Below are 19,168 nucleotides of genomic sequence, written 5' to 3' on the forward strand. Positions count from 1 at the left end.
CTTTAGCCTCCAGTCAGTTGCTCAAGTCAACCAATGGGGACGGTATGGACGCGATCACCGGGCATTTCCACAGCCACGTGGAAAAGATTCTTGACGCCCTCGAAAAGGAACCCGACCGCGAGGCCCTTGTCCACGGGGACCGGCGCGTGAGCGCGGGCGAACTGCGCGGTCTCGTCTACGGCATGGCCCGCGCGCTGCGCGCGCAGGGGGTGGAGCGTGGTCAGATGGTCACCCTGCTCGCCGGCAACCTTCCCGAGACGATCGCGGCCCGTTACGCCGCCGGGCTGCTCGGCTGCGCCGTGAACCACCTCTACGCCGGCCTTTCGCCCGACGTGCACGCCGACATCCTCCGGGACGTCGAGACCCGGGCGCTGATCGTCGACCCGGAGCACGGCGGGCGCGCGGCGGAGCTGGCCCGTCGGGTGCCGCTGGAACGGGTCCTGGTACTGGGCGAAGGCGGCGCGGGCACGGGCCCGGACCTCGTACGGCTCGCCGCAGAGGAGTCCGCCGAGGCGTTCGCGGGTTCGGCGCGTCCGCAGGACATCTGCACCATTCGCCACACCGGTGGGACCACCGGGCACCCCAAGGCCATCTGTACGACCTTCGGGCAGTGGGCGGCGGTCGGATCCGGACGGCCCGAGGGCGGGGAGGCCGGGCAGGTCAGGGCCCTGGTGTGCACCACCCTCGCGCACGCGGCGGGCTTCATGGCGGACGCCGCCCTGCGCGACGGCGGAACCGTCGTCCTGCTGGAGGGATTCGAAGCGGGCGCCGTACTCGCCGCCGTCGAGCGCGAGCGCGTCTCCCACATGTTCCTGCTGCCGCCGCTCCTCTACCAGTTGATGGACCACCCCGAGATCGACCGAACCGACACCTCCAGCCTGCGCATGCTCACGTACGGGGGCTGCGCCTCCTCCCCGGCGCGCCTCGCGGCGGCGGTCCGGCGCTTCGGCCCCGTGCTGAACCAGTTCTACGGGCAGAACGAAGCGGGCGGGATCAGCGTGCTCCCGCCCGAGGACCACGACCCGCGCCGCCCCGAGCTGCTGCGCACCGCCGGGAAGGTCATCGAAGGCGTCGAGGTCGTCATCCGCGACGCCGAAGGGCGGAGCCTGCCCGCAGGTGAGCGCGGTGAGATCTGCGTGCGCTCGCCGCACGTGATGAAGGGCTACTGGAAGCAGCCCGAGCTCACCGCCGAGGTCCTGCGGGACGGCTGGTTGCACACGGGTGACATCGGGTTCGTCGACCGGGACGGCTACCTCACGATCGTCGACCGGCTGAAGGACATGATCGTGGTGGTCGGTGGCCACGTGTACACGGCAGAACTGGAGGACGTGCTGAACTCCCATCCGCACGTCCTGCACAGCGCCGTGTTCGGAGTACCCGACGCCCAACGTACGGAGCGGGTCCACGCGGTGGTCGTCCGCGCGCCGGGTCGCGAGGTCGGCGAAGTGGAGCTGTGTGCTCTGGTCCGGAAACGGAAGGGCGCCATGTACGAGCCCGCGAGCATCGCCTTCGCCGACGCGCTGCCCCTGACCGACGCGGGAAAGCCGGACAAGAAGCTGCTCCGCCGCCGGGCCCTCGGGCGCGGCGGCGAGTGACGGGCCGACCGGGGCTCTCAGACGAGGGCGGTGACCAGCAGGGGTGTTCTGGGCGGCCCTGCACGGGCTCGCCACCCTGGCCCGCGCGGGGCGGCTGCCGCGGGGGGACGCCGAGCGGAGGGTGCAGCTGCTGGTGGACCGGCTCGCCCTGCTCTGAGGCACCGCGCGGGCGCCACGTGGCTCGACCGGGTCGAGACGTGGGGTGGGGGTGGGGGGCGGGGCGGAGGCGATCGGTCCGCGGATATCCTGCCCAGCCGACCACCGACCAGGGAGGCCACCCCGCCATGACCAGCACCACGTCGTCCTTTCCCGATCACATGGAACTCACCGGGGAGGGCCTCGTCCTGCGCGACTGGACGGAAGCCGACCTGCCTGCCATGCCCGCGCTGTTCGACGACCCCGACGTCGCGTACTGGACGCCCATCGTCTCGCCCTTCGACGAGGCGGCCGGCCGTGCGCGGCTGGAGCGGGATCGGCGGATGCGGGCCGAAGGTACGGTCGTCCTGCTCGCCATCACCGTCGACGGCGGCGAACCCCTCGGTGAGGTGATGCTGCGGCGCGCCCCCGAGGGTACGGAGCTCGGCTACGCGGTCGGACCGGCTCACCGCGGCCGGGGGCTGGCCGCGCGGGCCGTGCGCGTGATGGCCGCGTACGCCTTCGAGCAGCTGGGTGTGGACCGGGTGATCCTCGAGCTGGAGGCCGAGAACGCCGCCAGCGTCGCGGTCGCCGTGAAGGCGGGCTTCAGCCTGCTGGACGTCCCGCTGATCGAGGGCGAGGAGAAGGGGCGCCCCTACACCTTGCAGACCTGGGGCCTGGACCGCCCCTGACCGCTCCGCGGCCACCCGGGGGCCGGTCGCCCCATCCGCCCCTGTGGTCCGTCGTGTCGGGCCACTGGTAGGAAACCTTCCTATCCACTACGCTCCCCGACGGCGGCTCGGCGCGGTGCCTGTTGGCATGGGCATGACGCGCTCAGCGAGAGCTCTGACCCGGCCGCCGTGACGCTGCCCCCTGCTCGCCCCAGGGTCCGGGGGCGGCGCTCTCCGCACCGGTGTCCAGCTCTCGCCGTTCCCAGGCCAAGGAGTCCAGGCATGCACCTGTACGCCTCCACCCCACCCCCCGCACCAGGCAGTCGACCTCGACCCACCCTCCTCCTCGCAGCCGCGGCCGCCGTGCTCGTACTCGTCGCCGGGCTCCTCCTCGCCTGGCCCGGCCGGGCCGGAGCCGCCGCCGACCCGCTCATCTCGCGCGGCAAGCCCGCCACCGCCTCCTCCGCGGAGAGCGCCTCGCTCGGCGCCGCCAACGCCTTCGACGGCGCCGCCTCGACCCGCTGGGCCAGCGCCGAGGGCAAGGACCCGCAGTGGATCCGCGTCGACCTCGGGGCCGGGGCCACCGTCTCCCGGGTCAAGCTGACCTGGGAGTCCGCCTACGCCAAGGCCTACCGCGTCGAGGTCTCCGCCGACGGCGCGACCTGGACCAGGATCGCCGAGGAAAAGGCCGGCAACGGCGGTACCGACGACCTCACCGGCCTCGCCGGCCAGGGCAGGTACCTGCGCGTCTACGGCACCGCGCGCGGGACGGCGTACGGCTACTCCCTCTACGAGGCCGAGGTGTACGGCACCGTGGACGGCGGAACGCCCCCCGGCGGCGGCGCCTTCACGGTCGTCGCGGCCGGCGACATCGCCGCGCAGTGCACCGCCTCCGACAGCGGCTGCGCACACCCGAAGACAGCCGCGCTGGCTCGCCGGATCGACCCGAAGTTCTACCTCACCATGGGCGACAACCAGTACGACGACGCCCGCATCGCCGACTTCCGCGCCTACTACGACAAGAGCTGGGGCGCCTTCAAGGCCAAGACCCGCCCCGTACCCGGCAACCACGAGACCTACGACCCGGCCGGCTCCCTCGCCGGCTACAAGGCGTACTTCGGAAGCATCGCGTACCCGCAGGGCAAGAGCTACTACAGCTTCGACGAGGGCAACTGGCACTTCATCGCCCTCGATTCCAACGCCTTCGACCAGGCCGCCCAGATCGACTGGCTCAAGGCCGACCTCGCCGCCAACGGCAAGCAGTGCATCGCCGCCTACTGGCACCACCCCCTGTACTCCTCCGGCGGACACGGCAACGACCCCGTCTCCAAACCCGTCTGGAAGCTCCTCTACGCCGCCAAGGCCGACCTGGTCCTGAACGGACACGATCACCACTACGAGCGGTTCGCCCCGCAGAACCCCGACGGCAAGGCGGCCGCCGACGGGATCGTGGAGATCGTCGGAGGCATGGGCGGCGCCGAGCCCTACCCGATCGAGCAGGTGCAGCCCAACAGCCAGAAGCGCATCAGCGGCCAGTACGGGGTCCTGAAGCTCGACTTCACGGACGCGGGCTACAGCTGGACCTACGTCGCCGCCGACGGGTCGGTCAAGGACACCAGCCCGAAGTACAGCTGCCACTGATGTACCTGGCCAACACCGGCCGCCCGGACGCGCCGCCCCGGCCCCCCGGGGCCCGGCGGCGCGTCCCCGCCACCGTCATCGCACTCGGCGCGGTCAGCCTCGTCACCGACGTCTCCTCCGAGATGGTCACGGCCGTGCTGCCGCTCTACCTCGTCCTCGGCCTCGGCCTCTCACCACTCCAATTCGGCTTCCTCGACGGCATGTTCAACGGAGCCACCGCCCTCGTCCGGCTCCTCGGCGGCCGGCTCGCCGACCGCGGCGGCCGCCACAAGCGGGTCGCCGGCGCGGGCTACCTGCTCTCCGCCCTCTCCCGGCTCGGGCTGCTCCTCGCCGACGGCGCCACGGCCGGGATAGCCGGCTCGCTCGCCGCCGACCGTATCGGCAAGGGCGTGCGCACCGCCCCGCGTGACGCGCTGATCTCGCTCAGCGGCCCGCCGGAGACCCTGGGCCGGGCCTTCGGAGTGCACCGGGCGATGGACACAACGGGCGCGCTGCTCGGTCCGCTCGCCGCCTTCGCAGTGCTCTGGGCGACGGCCGACGCCTACGACGCGGTGTTCGCCGTCAGCTTCTGCACGGGCCTGCTCGGCGTGCTGCTGCTCGTGCTGTACGTCCCCCCAGCGCCCGCCGGGGCCTCGGGGCCCTCCGCGCCGGCCGCGCCGCCGGTCGGCCCAACACCCCTCGCACGCACGGCGCTTCGTGACCCCGCCTTCCGCCGGATCCTGTACGCCGCCTCCCTGCTCGGCGCCGCCACCATCGGCGACTCCTTCCTGTACCTGCTCATCCAACGCGCCCTCGACCTGCCCGCCGCCCTGTTCCCGCTGCTGCCGCTCGGCGCCGCCGCCGGATACCTCCTCCTCGCCGTCCCGGCCGGCCGGATCGCCGACCGCGTCGGGCGCAGGCTGCCGTTCCTGGCCGGACATACCGCGCTGCTCGGCGCGTACGCCGTCCTGCTGCTCCCCGTGGCCCGGCCGACCCTGGCCGTGGTGCCGGTGCTCCTCGCCGTCTTCTACGCCTCGACCGACGGGGTCCTGATGGCGCTGGCCGGCCCCGTCCTGCCCGCGCACCGCCGCGCCGGCGGGCTCGCGGTGCTCCAGACCGGACAGGCGCTGGCCCGGCTGCTCGGCGCCGCGGGTTTCGGAGCGGCCTGGACGTTCTGGGGGCGGGGGCCCGCCCTGGGGACGGCGGCGCTCGCGCTGGCGGCGGCCCTCGCGGCCGCGTGGCGCATCCTGCCGGCTTCCCCCACCGCACCCGACACCACCCAGGAGGCCCTGTGAACCCCCGAGCGACTCGGCCCCGCCGCCTGCGCCGGCTCCTCCTCGTCCTACTCGCCGTCCTGCTGCTCGGGGGCGGATCCCTGGGCTACGTCCTGCACGCGAGGCACCGCGGTCTGCCGGCCGCCGCCGCGGACGGATCCTTCAGCCTGGCCGAACCCGGGCTCTACTACCGGGACTCGGCCACGGGCCGGGTCGCCCGCCACGACGGCGCCGGCGGGCCGCCCGCCACGGGGGGCCCCGCCTGCGAGCGGTTCCACGCCGCGGGGGAGCGCGTCCTGTGCCTGCGCAAGCTGCCCGGCATCCCGGCGCGCACCCAGGCCCTCGTACTGGACCGGCGGCTGCGCGAGATCCAGCGCGTGACCGTACCCGGCATCCCCAACCGGGCACGCGTCTCGGCCTCCGGGAACGTACTGTCCTGGACGGCCTTCGCGGTCGGCGACTCGTACGCCGCGACCGGCTTCTCCACCCGTACCTCCCTCCTCGACCTGCGCACCGGCTACCTCGTCAAATCGATGGAGGACATCCCACTGACCATCGACGGGACCCGCTACCACGCGCCCGACGTGAACTACTGGGGCGTGACCTTCGCCGCCGACGACAACCGCTTCTACGCCACGGTGTCCACCAGGGGCCGTACCCACCTCGTCGAAGGGGACCTGCGCAACTGGTCGGCGAGGGCCCTGCGCGAGAACGTCGAATGCCCGTCCCTGTCTCCGGACAACACCCGCATCGCGTTCAAGAAGGTCTCCGACGACCTCGCGGCCCCCTGGCGGCTGTACGTCCTGGACCTGGCGGACCTGCGCGAACACCCGCTCGCCGAGACGCGCAGCGTCGACGACCAGGCGGCCTGGCTGGACGACGGGACCGTCGGCTACGCCCTCCCGGGGCGCGAAGGGCGCGCCGACGACATCTGGTCGGTCCCGGCGGACGGCACGGGCCGACCGCGCCTCCTGGTCCCGGGCGGTTCGTCCCCGGCCGCCGCGAACTGAACGGCCACCGACGCCTTCCCAGCCGACTCAAGGAGCTTGTGCCGAGGAGCCGCGACCTCGGGGCACGGCGCGTACGGAAGCGTTCGGTGGCACCCGAGGCGTGCGCGAATGCGTCGGATCGTCCTGCGCGCTCCCTGTCCGTGTCCGTGCCGCCCGGGCAGGGTGTGCGGGAATCGCACGTCTTGGAGAGGGGTGGTGGTCCGGTGGACGGGGTCCGTTTCGAGGGGCGCGTGATGGTGGTGACCGGCGGGGGCCTCGGGCTGGGCCGGGAGCACGACCGAGCGGTTCAAGCCAGGTCCTGAGAGGCGCCCTTCGGGAGCCGCCTCCGCAGAATCCTTTCCGTACGCCCGGCACGGGACCAAGGCGGACCGTGCCGTTCCCCCCCCCACCACGGGAGGACCCGTGCCACAGGACATCGACTTCGACCTCCCCGCCGCGGCGCCGGTCGGCCCGGGGCTGGACGAGGCCCGCCGGCGGAACCTGGAATGGGTCCGCGGACTGGGCCTGGTCACCGACGACCGTTCCGCCGCCTGGTACGCCTCCTGGGACATGCCGCGCCTGGCCGCCCTCGGCTTCCCGCACGCCCGGGGGCCCGCCCTGGACCTGTGCGCCGACGCGATGGGCTTCTTCTTCGTCTTCGACGACCAGTTCGACGGCCCCCTCGGCCTGGACCCGGCCCGGACCGCCCGCGTCTGCCAGCAGTTGATCGACATCGCGCACGGCGCCGCCCCGCCCGCCGGGGGCGACCCGTGCACGGCGGCGTTCGCCGACGTACGGGCCCGCGGCACGCGCGGCGCCCACCCGGCATGGACCGCCCGTACCGCACACGAATGGGAGTACTACTTCGCCGCCCACGCGCACGAGGCGATAGGGCGCCTGCGCGGAACCCCCGCCGACATGTCGACCTACCTCCAGGTCGGCCGCGGCATCGCCGCCACCGACCTGCCGCTCTCCCTCGGCGAACGCACCGCCGGGATCACGGTCCCCGCCGCCGCCTTCCACGCGCCCCAGCTGCGCATCATGCGGCAGGCGGCCATCGACGTCACCCTGATGTGCAACGACGTGTACTCCCTGGAGAAGGAGGAGGCCCGGGGCGATGTCGACAATCTGGTGCTCGTCCTCGAACACACCCGGCACCTCGACCGCGACGAGGCCGTCACGGCCGCGGGGCAGCGCGTGAACCGGCTGGTCCGGCGGTTCCGGGAGCTCGCCGGACAGGTGCCCGCGCTGTGCTCGCAGTTGGGCCTGCGCCGCGGAGAGCGGTCCGCCGTCGACACGTACGTCGGGATCATGACCGCGTGGATGGCCGGCTACCACGCCTGGCAGACCGGCACACTGCGCTACCGCACCGCACTCCAGGTCGTCCCGGCGACCGGCCCCGGCCATCTCGACCAGATCCTGCACGTGCTGCCCGGCAACACGTCAGCCCTCGGCACGTCCTGACCGGCCGACGCCGCAGCGCAACCACGAGCCGCGGCCCACGGCTCGGTCGGCTCCGGCGCGGCCGTCAGTCCCGGCCGCCGCCCCTGGCGTCGAGAGCGGTGATCACCGCGCCGCTGTGCAGTCTCGCCGTCAGGACGGCCGGGGGAGCGGGGGCCGCAGGCGCCGGGACGGCAAGGGTCCGGCCGGGCGTACGGGTGGTGAGCGAGCCCGTGGCGCTGATCTCCGCGACCTCCCGGCTGCCCGCGGCCAGTTGGTAGCCGCGGCCCGACGGCGCCCGCCACAGCGTCGCGGCGAGGACGTGCTGGCCGAACCGCCCGCAGGCGGCCGTGGACTCGGCGTGGGCCACGGCCAGGGAGTCCCCCGCGGGCGGCCGGAGCCGGATCCTGACATCGCCCCGGCCGCTCCAGTGCGTGGCCCGGGTACAGGACCAGACGGCGCGCCCGGCGCTCTCCGGGAGTTCCGTGACGGCGAAGTCCCACAGGTTGACCGCCCGGACCGCCCGTCCGTCGACCTCGCCGAGCGCGCAGGACTCCTGGGCCCAGCGGGCCAGGGCGGCGGATCCCGTGGCCTCGCGGGGCTGGCGGGCCGGCGGCACGTCGGAGCCTTCCACGGGCGGGGTGTAGGTGAGGTGGACGGGGAGCAGCCCGCCGAGGTCGGCGAGGAGGAAGGAGTGCTTCTCCACGATCCGCGGCGAAGAGGCGACCTCCAGGACCGGGCGCGGCCCGCAGCCCCCGCCCTTGGCCCGGCCGGCGGCGCCGTCGCCGCCGGGCCCGTCCCCGGCCTCGGGCGGGAGCTCCGTGGTGACCGTGCCGTCGGGGCCGATCGGCAGGGGCCGGAGGGGGCCGCCGGGGGCGGTGAGGTCCCGGACCCCCGCGGTGACGATCCACGGCGCGAGGAGCCGTCGGGCCGTGCCCGCGTCCCGGGTCAGCGTGACGGCGGCGGCCGTGGTGACGTTGGCGTCGTCGGTCCGGGCGATGTCGAGGCTCCGGCGACCGCCCCGCTCGGTGTAGCGGACGATCCGGTCGCCGTCGTGGAAGACCACGACGGCGGTGCCCGGGCCGGGATCCCCCGCGAACAGCAGCTGTGGCGGGTGCTCCGGCGGCTCCGCCGAGGCCGTGGGCGCGGTGGTGACGACCGTGGCGGAGGTGGGCGAGGCCCAGGTGCCCAGCGCCCGGGCGAGCAGGGTCCGGTCCCCGGTGCGCGCGCCTCGGGCCGGCCAGGCCGTGAAGTCCACCCGGCCGGTATCGGACCAGGCCTGCGCGGGCACCCGGACCAGGCGCGCCGGGTCGAGCGCGGCGCGGGCGACGGGTGAACCGGCGTACGGGGCGGGGAGTGCGGCGTCCGGCCCGGCGGCGGTGGCCCGGGTGAGACCGGCGGCCAGCAGCAGGACGGCGGCGATGCCCCAGGCGGCGCGGACGCGGGTGCGCCGCAGCAGCAGGTCGGTGGGCCGCGTGTGGACGTCGGCCGGATGCAAGATCGTTTCTCTCTCGGGGCGGGCCCCCGCAGCGCCGCCGGGTCCCGCCGGGGAACCCGGCTCGGCTGCCGCCGCGGCCGCGGCCCCGGGCGCCGCGAGTGCGGCACCCGGCCCGGATGCGGCCGCGCGGGCCGCCCGTACCTCTCCCGTCGGATCCGCGGCCCCGGCCTGCTCCAGTACGGCCGCCACGGCCTCCTCGTCCAGCCCCTCGAACCGCCCGAGCACCCAGGCGGCGCGGGCGTACGGGGTCAGGCCCGTCAGCCTGCGGGCCTCCTCGTCGAGCCCCTCGGCGCTCGGCCACATCCGCAGCCCCCACACCCACGGCGGCAGCGGGCCGCGCAGCCGGCCGGCCGCGTGCCGCACCACCTCGGCCCGTACGGCCGCCAGCGGGTCCTCGCCCTGCGCCGCCCGGCGCCCCGCGGCCCGCAGGGAGTGCTGGACGGCGCGGTGGGCGCGGAGCAGCCGTGAGTGCCGGTCCAGATCTGGCGGCAGCACCAGATAGGCCAGACGCAGCAGTTGGGGGTAGCGCTCGACGATGACCGCTTCGGCATGGCGCAGCCCGGTTCCGGATCCGTGACGGTGTCCCACAATGCGGACAACGAGCCGATCATGGGATGGTCACATTCGAACGGACAGCGCGGCGTAGTCCCCGGCGGTGACCCTCTCATGTCTCGATCATTCGCCATATACCGAAATGATGAGGCACCCTGGGGTCATGGATCGCCTCCCTTCCTCCGACCCGGCCGACGCGCCGGCACTCGCCGACCCGCCGGCCCCCGCCGCGCGCCTCGCCGCCCTCGCCGCCGCACTGGCCGACGAGACCCGGGCCGCCATCTGCATGACCCTGCTTGAGGGGCGCGCCTGGACCGCGGGTGAGCTGGCCCGGATCACCGGGGTCGCCCCCTCGACGGTCAGCGGGCACCTCACCCGCCTCCTCGACGCGGGGATCTGCGTGACGGAGCGGCAGGGGCGGCACAGTTACGTGCGCATCGCGGACGCCGCCACGGCCCGGCTGGTGGACGAGCTGGCCTCCTACGCCGTCCCGGGCCGGGACGCGGCGCACGCCGTGCCGGTCGTCTCCGCGCCCGATCCGCTGGCGCGGGCCCGCACCTGCTACGACCACTTCGCGGGGAGGCTCGGGATGGCGGTGACCGACGCGATGGAGAGCCGGGACCTGCTGCTCACGGAGGCCGTCTTCGCGCTGACCGGGAGCGGGCTCGACTGGTGCCGCCGGGCGGGCGTCGACGTGACGGGCGCCGGGCGCAGGCCGCTGGCGAGCTCCTGCCTGGACTGGACCGAGCGCCGCCGCCACCTGGGCGGCCTGGTGGGGGCGAGGCTGTGCGCGCGGGCCCTGGAGGATGCGTGGGTCGTGCGACCCGAGGGCGGCGGCCGGGGCCTGCTCGTGACGGCGGCGGGGGAGAAGGCCTTCGGTGAGCTCCTGGGCATCACCCCGAGGGCATGGAGCTGAGGCCGCTCCACGCCGGTCTGAGGTATCGGCCCAGAATTTTCAGGAGAAATACTTCGGCAATGACCGAAGTGTTCGGGGTAGGGTGGGTGACATGAAGACCCACTCGCGTGCCCTTCCGCCCGGCCTCCTCATCGTCGGCGCCGTGTGCTGCACGGTGTTCGCCTGGGCGTCCGCCTTCGTCTCCATCCGCAGTGCCGGAGCCGCCTATTCGCCGGGGGCGCTCGCCCTCGGGAGGCTGCTCGCCGCCTCGCTGGTCCTCGTGACGATCCTCCTCGTACGCCGCCAGGGCCTGCCCCCGCGCGGCGCCTGGCGCGGCATCCTGCTGTCCGGATTCGTGTGGTTCGGCGGCTACACCGTCGCGCTGAACTGGGGTGAACGCCTCGTCGACGCCGGCACCGCGTCCCTGCTGGTGAACACCGGGCCGATCCTGATGGCGCTCCTCGCCGCCCGCCTGCTCGGCGAGGCCCTGCCGCCGCGGCTGCTCACGGGCATGGCCGTCTCCTTCGTCGGCGCCGTCGTCGTCGGCCTGTCGATGTCGTCCGGCGGCGACGGCTCGACCTCGGTGCTCGGAGTGGTGCTGTGCCTGCTCGCGGCGGTGGCGTACGCGACGGGCGTCGTCGCGCAGAAGCCCGCGCTGGCCTTCGGGACGCCGCTGCAGATCACCGCGTACAGCTGCCTGGCCGGGACCGTGGCGTGCCTGCCGTTCGCCGGGAAGCTGGTGGCCGAGGTTCCGCAGGCCCCGCTCTCCGCGACCCTGAACATGGTCTACCTGGGCGTGGTCCCGACCGCCCTCGCCTTCACCACCTGGACCTACGCCCTCGCGCGGATGCCGGCCGGGAAGCTGGGCGCGACGACCTACGCCGTCCCGGCCATCGTCGTCCTGCTGAGCTGGATGCTGCTGGGCGAGGTCCCGGCCTGGCTGACCCTGCTGGGCGGTCTGCTGTGCCTGGCCGGCGTGGCCGTCTCACGCTACCGCCCCCGCGCCCAGGAGGGTTCCGGGCTGCGGGCGGACGGGCCCGCGCCCGGAACCGCGGCGGCGCGCGGGCGGTAGCGCGCCTCCCCTACCGCACCGTGCGCGGCACCCAGACCGAGGCGTGGAACGGGCCGTTCGCGGTGGTCGGGTCGGGGGCGGCGAGCGCCGCGCTGCCTGCGATGACGCCCCGGCTGTTGACCTGTTCCGCGTACGAGTTGAGGCCTCCGAGGGAGGCCAGGTACGTGAGGTCACCGGTGTCGGCGCGGGCGGCGAAGGCGAAGGAGTTGGGGGCGAAGTTGTCGCCGACCATGACGTTCCCGGAGATCTGCTTGACCTCGGTGACACCGCGCCCGGAGCCTACGACGGCGCTCGCGTGCGTCGTGAGGTCGAACGAGCTGGCGAGTATGCCGTCGCCGCCGACCACGGTGCTCCCGCTGATCAGCTGCGCGGTCAGGAAGCGGGATCCCAGGTCCGTACGGACGCCGGTACGGAGGTCGTACGCGTAACCGGTGAGGCGGTTCGCGGTGGTGCGGGACCCGCCCACCCCGGTGGAGCCGCTGATGGCGTTGGCCGTGCTGGAGTTCCCGCCGAGGGTGCCCAGATCGGTCGTCCTGCGGGTGCGCAGGTTGTACGCGAACCCGTGTGTGGTGGTGGCGGGCGCGTCCGGCAGGGAGGAGCTGCCCACGACGATCGCACCGCTGACGGCCGCCGCGGTGCTGACGCCCGACGGGCCGGCGAGGCTGCCGAGATCGGTCATGATCCGGGTGCGCAGGCTGTAGGCGAACGCGTGGGTGACCGCGTCGCCCGGGAGCGACGACGTCCCGACCACGGTGTCACCGCTCAGAGCGGTGACACGGCTGCCGCTGCCGCCGAGCGTGCCGATGTCGACGAGCCGGCGGGTCCGCAGGTCGTAGGCGAAGCCGTGGGTCGGCCCGTCGGCGGAGAGGTCCGACTGCCCGACGACGTGGTCCCCCTCGATGTCGACGGCCCGGCTGGAGCCGCCCAGCGTGCCGAGATCGGTCATGGTGTGCCCGCGCACGTCGTACGCGAAGGCGTGCTCGGCGGCGTCGCCGCTCGTCCACGAGCTCCCGACGACGGTGTCGCCGTCGATGGCGGTCGCCTTGCTGCGGGTCCCGCCCAGGGTGCCGAGGTCCCGCACGGTGTACTGGACGGACCCCGCCGCCGACCCGGCGGACGGCGTGTCGGCCCCGTACGCCGGACCGGCGCACGCGGCGAGCAGGCCCGCGCCCGCCAGGATCCAGGCACGTAATCGTCTGCGCATGATGCCCCCAAGAAGAGATGGCCGGTGGAACCGGGCACGGCTCGGCGGACGGTGCGCCCTCGCGACGCAGGGGGCCGGCCGTGATGCACGGCCTCAACTTGTACGGCAGTTCCGGTCGGGCAGACAGTGGGCGGTCGGCCACAAACGGACGGCGCTGCTTTGCGCCCAGCGCCCAGCGCTCAGCGCCTAGCGCCTGCGCGGCCAGGCCGGCCGGCGGCGCGAGATGCGGCGTCCGCGGTCGGAGGGCGCCTGCGGGGCCAGGGCGAACGACACCGTGATGCGGGCCCCTCCCAGGGGTCCGCGGTCGATGTGCACCGAGCCGCCCGTCGCGGTCGCGGCCCGCCCCGCGATGTCGAGACCCAGCCCGGTGGAACCGGTGCTGCTCCCGCGGGAGAGCGCCAGCTCCGGTTCGGGGATGCCGGGGCCGCCGTCCTCCACGACCAGTTCCACGGCCTGAGCCGTCCGCACCACCTGGACGCCGAACGGGGTCCCGGACGCGGTGTGGCGGAAGACGTTGCCGATGAGCGCGTCCACCACGGCGGCGACGTCGTCGTCCGAGAGCCCGACGGCCGAGGGTTCCCGGGTCACGTCGACGGTGCAGGACCGGTCCTGCTGCTCGGCCAGGACCGACCAGAAGGCGGTGCGGCGGCGGACCACGTCGGCGCTCTCGCAGCGCGAACCGGCCGCCCCGGCGGGGTCCGGGGCCGCCGAGGGCTCCGTACCGAGCATGCCCTGGCCCATGGGCCCCACGGCGAGGGGGGTGCGCGCCGCGGCGATGATGGCCCGCAGTTCGGCCTCCAGTTCACCGACGGCCGCCTCGACCCTGGCCGATTCGGGTGTGCCCGCCATCCGCTCGGACGCGAGGTGCAGGGCGGTGAGCGGGGTGCGCAGCCGGTGCGACAGATCGGCGACGAGCTCGCGTTCGACGGCGAGCAGCTCGGTCATCCGGTGCGCCATCGCGTTGAAGGCGACGCCCGCGTCCCGCAGTTCCCTGGGGCCCACGGGGTCCACGCGGGTGTCCAGATCGCCCTGGCCGAGTGCGCGCGAGGCCTGGGCCAGCTTCTTCGAGGACCTGACGACCTTGGACCCGAGACGGTCCGCCACCAGGACGGAGCCGCCGATCAGCGCCACCGCGAGGAAGGACATGACCGCCCACGATTCCTTGACCCCGTGGGTCAGTTCCTCCTCGGGCACGAAATTCTCGATCACGGCCACCCGGTCTCCGGGGAGTACCACCGGCTGCAGGCATATCCAGCCGTTCGGGATCTCCTGGGAGATGGACTCCCTGCCCTGCTGGGCCCGTTCGAGCAGCGCGGCGGGTGCCTTGGATTGGCCGAGCGGCGCGGTGTCCGCCGGCAGGTGGATCACCAGCTGCTGGGCCGGGTCCAGACTCGCGGCGGACTCCCGCAGCGCGGCGGGATCCGTGGTCAGGGTGAGGACGGGGGCCAGTGCGGCGGCGCGCTGTTCGGCCGCGGTGACGGCCTGCGCCTTGACCAGCGACATCACCAGCGCGGCCAGCGGTATGAGGAAGGAGAGGGCGACCATGGAGGTCACGGCGAGTGCCACTCCGGCCAGCGAGCGCCTCAACGCGGTGCCACCAGTTTGATGCCGACTCCCCGGACGGTCAGCAGGTAGCGCGGGGCCGCCGCCCGCTCGCCCAGCTTGCGGCGCAGGGACGACAGGTGCACGTCGACGGTCTGTCGTCGACGTACGGCTCGCGCCAGACCTCGGTCAGCAGACGGCGCTTGGACACCACCTGGCCGGGGTGGCGGGCGAGGAACGCGAGCAGGTCGAACTCCCGCCGGGTGAGGCGCAGCTCCACGCCGCCCAGGTACGCGGTGCGCGCCCCCGGGTCCACCGCGAGTTCGCCCACGGTGGTGGGGTGCAGCGCGTCCGGCGTCGCGGCGGCGTGCGCCGCCGGTGCTCCCCGCGTTCCCGCCGCGGGTCCGGTGGAGGGGACGTGGCTGGTGCGCCGCAGGACGGCGGACAGGCGCGCGACGAGCTGGCCGCCGGAGAACGGTTTGACCAGGTAGTCGTCGGCGCCCGCGTTGAGCAGGCTGATGATCTCCCGCTCGTCGTCGCGGGCGGTGGCCACCAGGACGGGTACGGAGGAGATGCCGCGGATCATGCGCAGTGCGTCCCCTCCGTCCAGGTCGGGCAGGCCCAGGTCGAGGACCACGGCGTCGAGGGGCGTCTGGGTGACCTCCCGCAGGGCTCCGAATCCGTCGGCCGAGCTGCGCACGGCATACCCGTGTTCCGTCAGGACCTCGATCAGTGACTGGCGGATGCTGGGGTCGTCTTCCACGACCAGGACGCTGGGCATGGGGGACACCTTAGGGTCGGCCGGTCGGTTCGCTGCCGGGGGGTGGGCGCGAAGCAGCCGCCGTCCGCCCACGGAGACGGCGGCTGCTTTGCGGGGCATCGCGGACATGCGCTAGCGGGGGCTGAACGTCGCTCCGGTGGCGGTGACGTTCAGGTGCACCGGGTGGCCGGAGACCGGGATCGTGCAGCCGTCCTGCGTGCTGCAGCTCGCGTAGCCGAGCAGCACCGTCGCCGCCCCGTCCCCGTTCCCGTTCCCGTGGGCGCGGACGGGCAGGGTGAGGGTGACCGGGCCGTCCGGGTAGACGGGCACCGGGGCTTCGACGCCGGGCACGGTGATCGACCGTACGTCCGCGGACGCCGCCGGCCTGCCGTCCGCCCGGACGGCCCCGCTGACGGTCATGGCCGTCGGTCTGCCCACGCCTTCCACGCCGTCGGCCGGCAGATCGGTGCTGTAGAGGTGGAAGCCCTTGCGCTCGGGCGTGAAGACCGCCGACAGCGTGCCCGTCGAGCCGTGCCAGCCGGACACCGTGAGGGTGACCGTGACCCCCTGCTCGGTGAAGCTCGTCGTGGCCGCGGCGGGGCGGGCGTCCCCGGCCTCCCCGGCCCGGTGACCGCCGCAGGCGGCGAGGGCGGCGGAGCAGAGGAGGACGGCCGAGACCCGGGCTGCCCGGGAACCCCGTAGGTACTGCGCAGCGTTCATGTGCGTCTCCGCATATCCGTATCGTCTTGTGCTTGGTCTTGGTGGGTCGGGGCGGACGGAGCCACTTCGCGGACGCCCCTAGACGGCCGTGGTGGAATCCGCGCTCCACAGCTGGAGCGCGTACACCAGGTCGCTCCACAGGCCGGTGGCCAGCAGTACGCCGACCAGGACGAGCAGGCCTCCGCCGGTCCGCAGCACCCATGGATAGTGGCGTTTGACCAGGCCGAAGGCGTCCAGTGCGCGGCGGAAGGCCAGCGCGGCGAGGACGAACGGCAGGCCCAGCCCGAGGCAGTAGGCGGCCATGAGCAGGGCTCCGCGGGCCGCGCTCGCCTCGGTCCATGCCAGCGCCTGTACGGCGGCCAGCGTCGGGCCGATGCAGGGGGTCCAGCCCACCGCGAACACCGCACCCAGTACCGGGGCTCCGGCGAGCCCGAGCGCGGGGCGCCGGTGACTGCGGAACTCCCGCTGTGCGAAGCCCGGCAGGAGCCCCATGAAGGACAGCCCCATCAGTACGGTGAAGCCGCCGATCGCCTGGGAGATCACCTCCTGGTGGGCCAACAGGACGCGGCCGAAGTGCCCGAACAGGGCGCCGCCGGAGACGAGGACCGCCGTGAAGCCCAGGACGAACAGCAGGGCTCCCGCCGCCATGCGGCTGCGGTGCCCGCCGCGCGCGTCCGCCAGGTCGGAGACCGACAGGCTCGTTACGTAGCTGAGATAGCCGGGAACGAGCGGCAGGACGCACGGCGAGAGGAAGGAGACGAGTCCCGCGAGGAGTGCCACGGGCGCCGCGATCAGAAGGGTTCCGTTGACGAGGGAGGCGGCGTCCGCCCCGGCGGCGAGCGTCATGACCCCTCCTGAGCAACGTGCGCGAGTACGGGCCGCAGCTGCTCCTCCGTGACGGCGCCTCCGATACTGACGGCGATGCGTCCGCGGCGGTCGATCACGAGGGTCGCGGGGACCGCCTGCGGGTTGAGCAGCGCGGGCGGGAAGCGGAGCAGCAGTTCGCCGCTGGGGTCGCGCAGGCTGGGGAAGCTCAGGGCGTGCGCACGTACGAAGGACCGGGCGGCGGCCGGGTCCCGGTCGCGCGTGTTGATTCCGAGGAACCGGACCCCCTCGGCCCGGGTCCGGCGGCTGAGCCGCTCCAGGTCGTCGGCTTCCGCCCGGCACGGTCCGCACCAGGAACCCCAGACGTTGAGGACGACGACGTGGCCCCGAAGCCCTGCGAGGCTGACCGCGTTGCCGTCCAGGTCGTCGCCGGTCAGGACGGGCGCCTCCGGGCGGGAGCCGGGGGCCAGCACCGCGGCCCCGGCCGCGGTTCCCACTGCCGTGCCCGCCCGCCCGTCCGGTGCGCCGGGTCCGCCGCGATCCGTGGCGAGGCCGGCGAGGACGAGGGCGGCCGCCACCGCCAGTCCGGCCCCGGCAGGGACGAGGGCGTACCTGCGGACCGTTCGTCTCATGACGCCCACTGGCGCAGGAAGGAGTTGATGCCCTCCGAGGTCAGGGAGGGGTTGCCGGTGACATGGGTGTCGGTGCGTACGGTGCCCGAGGGTGTGACGACGACCAGCACGGGCATCGTGTAGGTGCCGCCGGACGGGCTGTACTTGCGCAGCAGCGCGGAGTTGGCGGAGCTGTTGCCGCCGATGTCGATCTTGACGAGCTGGTAGGACGTGCCGAGGAGCGCGGAGGTCTGGGGCTGGCCGAACACCTTGTCGGCGGCCTTGCAGTTGCCGCACCAGTTCGCGCCGAAGTCGAGCAACACCATCCGCCCCTCGGACTTGGCCGTGCGCAGGGCGGCGTCGATGAGCTTCTGCGCGTCGGCCGAACCGTCGTAGCCGGGGCCGGGTACGGAGGCCGGCTGGGCCGCCGCGGGCGTACGGGACGCCGTGGCCGGCGCACCGGGGGCGCCGGACCCGGTCCGGGCGGGGGAGGAGGCGGACCGGGGCGTGGCCGACGCGGATGCGGATGCGGAGGCGGTCGCTGTCGCTGTCGGGGACGGCTCCGGCGACGCAGTGCCCGACTCGGTGGCGGAGAGCTCCGGGGAAGCGGAGGCTGCGGTCGGCGCGGCGGATCCGGCGGGCTCGGTGGACGGCCCGCAGGCGGCGGTCAGCCCCGCCGCGACCACGACTGCGGCGACCAGCGGCAGCCGCATCCCCCGGGGCGTGCCGGGGCGGGGCGGCTGTGTACGGCGGTCGGCGCGGACGGGTCGGAGCATGCGAGAACTCATGGCGAAGACACCCCAGGACACGGATCGGAATGCGGAAAGGGCGGGCGCCCTCCGGCTCGGTGAAGGCGGCGGCCCGACCGATCGCCGGGTCCACGCCCCGGTGCCGAGGGCCGCCCGGCTGAGGTGAGCATAGGACCGCTCCGGGCCGCCGGAACCGGCTCGGCCCGATCTTGAGGATGCCCTAAGGAACAGCTCAGATTCCGCTTCGCCGAGCGGTCCGCGGGGCGGGAACAAGGTGCGCGATCCGGTCAAAGGGGGCGGGGGCGGGCCGTGTTGTCCTCGTCGGCCCGCTTGTCCTCGTCGGCGCGCCCGGCGTGGCGGCGTGGCCGGAGCGGCCGCAGTGGCCGACCAGGGGACCTCCGTCGCGTTCACGCCTCAGAGGGAGGACTCGCGGACGCTGGCCTTCGCCGAGGGTTCGATCGTCGCCGTCACGACCGAGCGGTGGTCGGCGCTGGTGAACGTGACCGTCAGGGTGTCGTCCGCGGTCTGCGAGGTGGTGGTCTTGAAACCGCGGTCGGGGACGGCGGAGATCAGGCACACGCCGCGGCTCCCGTACCGCACGGTGACCTTGCCGCCCTGCGAGGGGACGGTGTACAGGCCCGCTCCGCCCTCCGCGCAGTCCACACCGCCCTTCGGGGCTCCGGTCCGGGGGGCTCCCGCGGAGGCCTTGGCGGGGGTGGGGGAAGCGGCCGGGGGAGAGGGCCGCTGCGACACCGGGGGAGAGGGGCTCGCGGACGCGCTCGGAGCCGGCGCGCTCGGCGACGGGGTGGTCGCCTGCCATGCGGGCGGCGTCTCGATGACCGTCGGGGCGGAGCGTGCGACGGGGGGCGTGTGCCGGGTCGAGCCGACGACGAACTGGACCGTGGCGAGCACGGCGGTCACGCTTGCGGCCGTGCACGACAGCCATATGAGCAGGTAACGCGGGAGTCGGGGCACGGCCCCATAGTGACGGACGCGCCGAGCGGCCCGGCACCGCC

At 74.2% G+C, this 19,168-nt stretch carries 16 protein-coding genes and 2 pseudogenes; 9 read left to right on the forward strand and 9 right to left on the reverse strand.

Going from position 1 to position 19,168, the window contains the following annotated elements:
* Positions 1 to 44 precede the first annotated feature (44 nt).
* The 7 genes and pseudogenes from ACS04_RS29850 (at position 45) to ACS04_RS29875 (ending at position 7,748) form a co-directional block, all read left to right on the forward strand.
* Positions 45 to 1,595 carry an AMP-binding protein gene (locus ACS04_RS29850; protein WP_048479927.1) on the forward strand — a complete coding sequence of 517 codons (1,551 nt, stop codon included), beginning with the start codon at positions 45 to 47 and terminating at the stop codon, positions 1,593 to 1,595.
* A 43-nt stretch (positions 1,596 to 1,638) separates the two neighbouring features.
* A pseudogene (locus ACS04_RS36865) lies at positions 1,639 to 1,752 on the forward strand (TetR family transcriptional regulator); the annotation flags it as partial.
* 127 nt (positions 1,753 to 1,879) lie between these two features.
* Positions 1,880 to 2,422 carry a GNAT family N-acetyltransferase gene (locus tag ACS04_RS29855; protein ID WP_048479928.1) on the forward strand — a complete coding sequence of 181 codons (543 nt, stop codon included), beginning with the start codon at positions 1,880 to 1,882 and terminating at the stop codon, positions 2,420 to 2,422.
* A 261-nt stretch (positions 2,423 to 2,683) separates the two neighbouring features.
* The gene (locus tag ACS04_RS40160; protein WP_048479929.1) at positions 2,684 to 4,042 is read left to right on the forward strand and encodes a discoidin domain-containing protein; all 1,359 of its coding nucleotides are present in this window, start codon (positions 2,684 to 2,686) and stop codon (positions 4,040 to 4,042) included.
* On the forward strand, positions 4,042 to 5,316 hold the full coding sequence (locus ACS04_RS29865; RefSeq protein WP_048479930.1) for an MFS transporter: 1,275 nt from the start codon (positions 4,042 to 4,044) through the stop codon (positions 5,314 to 5,316). Before ACS04_RS40160 ends, ACS04_RS29865 begins: the two co-directional genes overlap by 1 nt.
* Positions 5,313 to 6,305: a TolB family protein gene (locus ACS04_RS29870; protein WP_245236607.1), complete on the forward strand. Its 993-nt coding sequence runs from the start codon at positions 5,313 to 5,315 to the stop codon at positions 6,303 to 6,305. Before ACS04_RS29865 ends, ACS04_RS29870 begins: the two co-directional genes overlap by 4 nt.
* A 402-nt stretch (positions 6,306 to 6,707) precedes the next feature.
* Positions 6,708 to 7,748, forward strand: coding sequence for a terpene synthase family protein (locus ACS04_RS29875; RefSeq protein ID WP_048479931.1), 1,041 nt, complete (start codon positions 6,708 to 6,710; stop codon positions 7,746 to 7,748).
* Between the two features lie 64 nt (positions 7,749 to 7,812).
* Here ACS04_RS29875 and ACS04_RS29880 read toward each other — a convergent pair whose 3' ends face one another.
* Positions 7,813 to 9,810 carry a hypothetical protein gene (locus ACS04_RS29880; RefSeq protein ID WP_053081016.1) on the reverse strand — a complete coding sequence of 666 codons (1,998 nt, stop codon included), beginning with the start codon at positions 9,808 to 9,810 and terminating at the stop codon, positions 7,813 to 7,815.
* A 127-nt stretch (positions 9,811 to 9,937) separates the two neighbouring features.
* Between ACS04_RS29880 and ACS04_RS29885 the strand changes: the two genes are divergently transcribed.
* Positions 9,938 to 10,690: an ArsR/SmtB family transcription factor gene (locus ACS04_RS29885; protein WP_048479933.1), complete on the forward strand. Its 753-nt coding sequence runs from the start codon at positions 9,938 to 9,940 to the stop codon at positions 10,688 to 10,690.
* 91 nt (positions 10,691 to 10,781) lie between these two features.
* Positions 10,782 to 11,741, forward strand: a complete 960-nt coding sequence (locus ACS04_RS29890) for a DMT family transporter (protein ID WP_063839327.1) — start codon at positions 10,782 to 10,784, stop codon at positions 11,739 to 11,741.
* Positions 11,742 to 11,751: 10 nt separating this feature from the next.
* Here the strand turns inward: ACS04_RS29890 and ACS04_RS29895 are convergent, their stop codons facing one another.
* The 8 genes and pseudogenes from ACS04_RS29895 to ACS04_RS39735 form a co-directional block, all read right to left on the reverse strand.
* On the reverse strand, positions 11,752 to 12,945 hold the full coding sequence (locus ACS04_RS29895; RefSeq protein WP_048479934.1) for a hypothetical protein: 1,194 nt from the start codon (positions 12,943 to 12,945) through the stop codon (positions 11,752 to 11,754).
* A 186-nt stretch (positions 12,946 to 13,131) separates the two neighbouring features.
* Positions 13,132 to 14,532, reverse strand: a complete 1,401-nt coding sequence (locus tag ACS04_RS29900; RefSeq protein WP_048479935.1) for a HAMP domain-containing sensor histidine kinase — start codon at positions 14,530 to 14,532, stop codon at positions 13,132 to 13,134.
* Positions 14,529 to 15,268: pseudogene (locus tag ACS04_RS29905) on the reverse strand (response regulator transcription factor). Before ACS04_RS29905 ends, ACS04_RS29900 begins: the two are co-directional and overlap by 4 nt.
* A gap of 111 nt (positions 15,269 to 15,379) precedes the next feature.
* Positions 15,380 to 15,967, reverse strand: coding sequence for a hypothetical protein (locus tag ACS04_RS29910; RefSeq protein ID WP_048479936.1), 588 nt, complete (start codon positions 15,965 to 15,967; stop codon positions 15,380 to 15,382).
* Positions 15,968 to 16,045: 78 nt separating this feature from the next.
* Positions 16,046 to 16,813: a cytochrome c biogenesis CcdA family protein gene (locus ACS04_RS29915; RefSeq protein WP_048479937.1), complete on the reverse strand. Its 768-nt coding sequence runs from the start codon at positions 16,811 to 16,813 to the stop codon at positions 16,046 to 16,048.
* Positions 16,810 to 17,424 (reverse strand): TlpA disulfide reductase family protein, encoded by a 615-nt coding sequence (locus ACS04_RS29920; RefSeq protein WP_048479964.1) that lies wholly within the window; start codon positions 17,422 to 17,424, stop codon positions 16,810 to 16,812. The genes ACS04_RS29915 and ACS04_RS29920 overlap by 4 nt, the downstream gene beginning before the upstream one ends.
* Entirely contained in the window at positions 17,421 to 18,179 is a 759-nt protein-coding gene (locus ACS04_RS35545) for a thioredoxin family protein (protein WP_053081017.1), read from the reverse strand. The genes ACS04_RS29920 and ACS04_RS35545 overlap by 4 nt, the downstream gene beginning before the upstream one ends.
* Positions 18,180 to 18,566: 387 nt before the next feature.
* Positions 18,567 to 19,127, reverse strand: coding sequence for a hypothetical protein (locus ACS04_RS39735; RefSeq protein ID WP_245236608.1), 561 nt, complete (start codon positions 19,125 to 19,127; stop codon positions 18,567 to 18,569).
* Between the last annotated feature and the right edge of the window lie 41 nt (positions 19,128 to 19,168).

Source organism: Streptomyces roseus (genome assembly GCF_001044425.1).
Taxonomy (GTDB): domain Bacteria; phylum Actinomycetota; class Actinomycetes; order Streptomycetales; family Streptomycetaceae; genus Streptomyces; species Streptomyces roseus.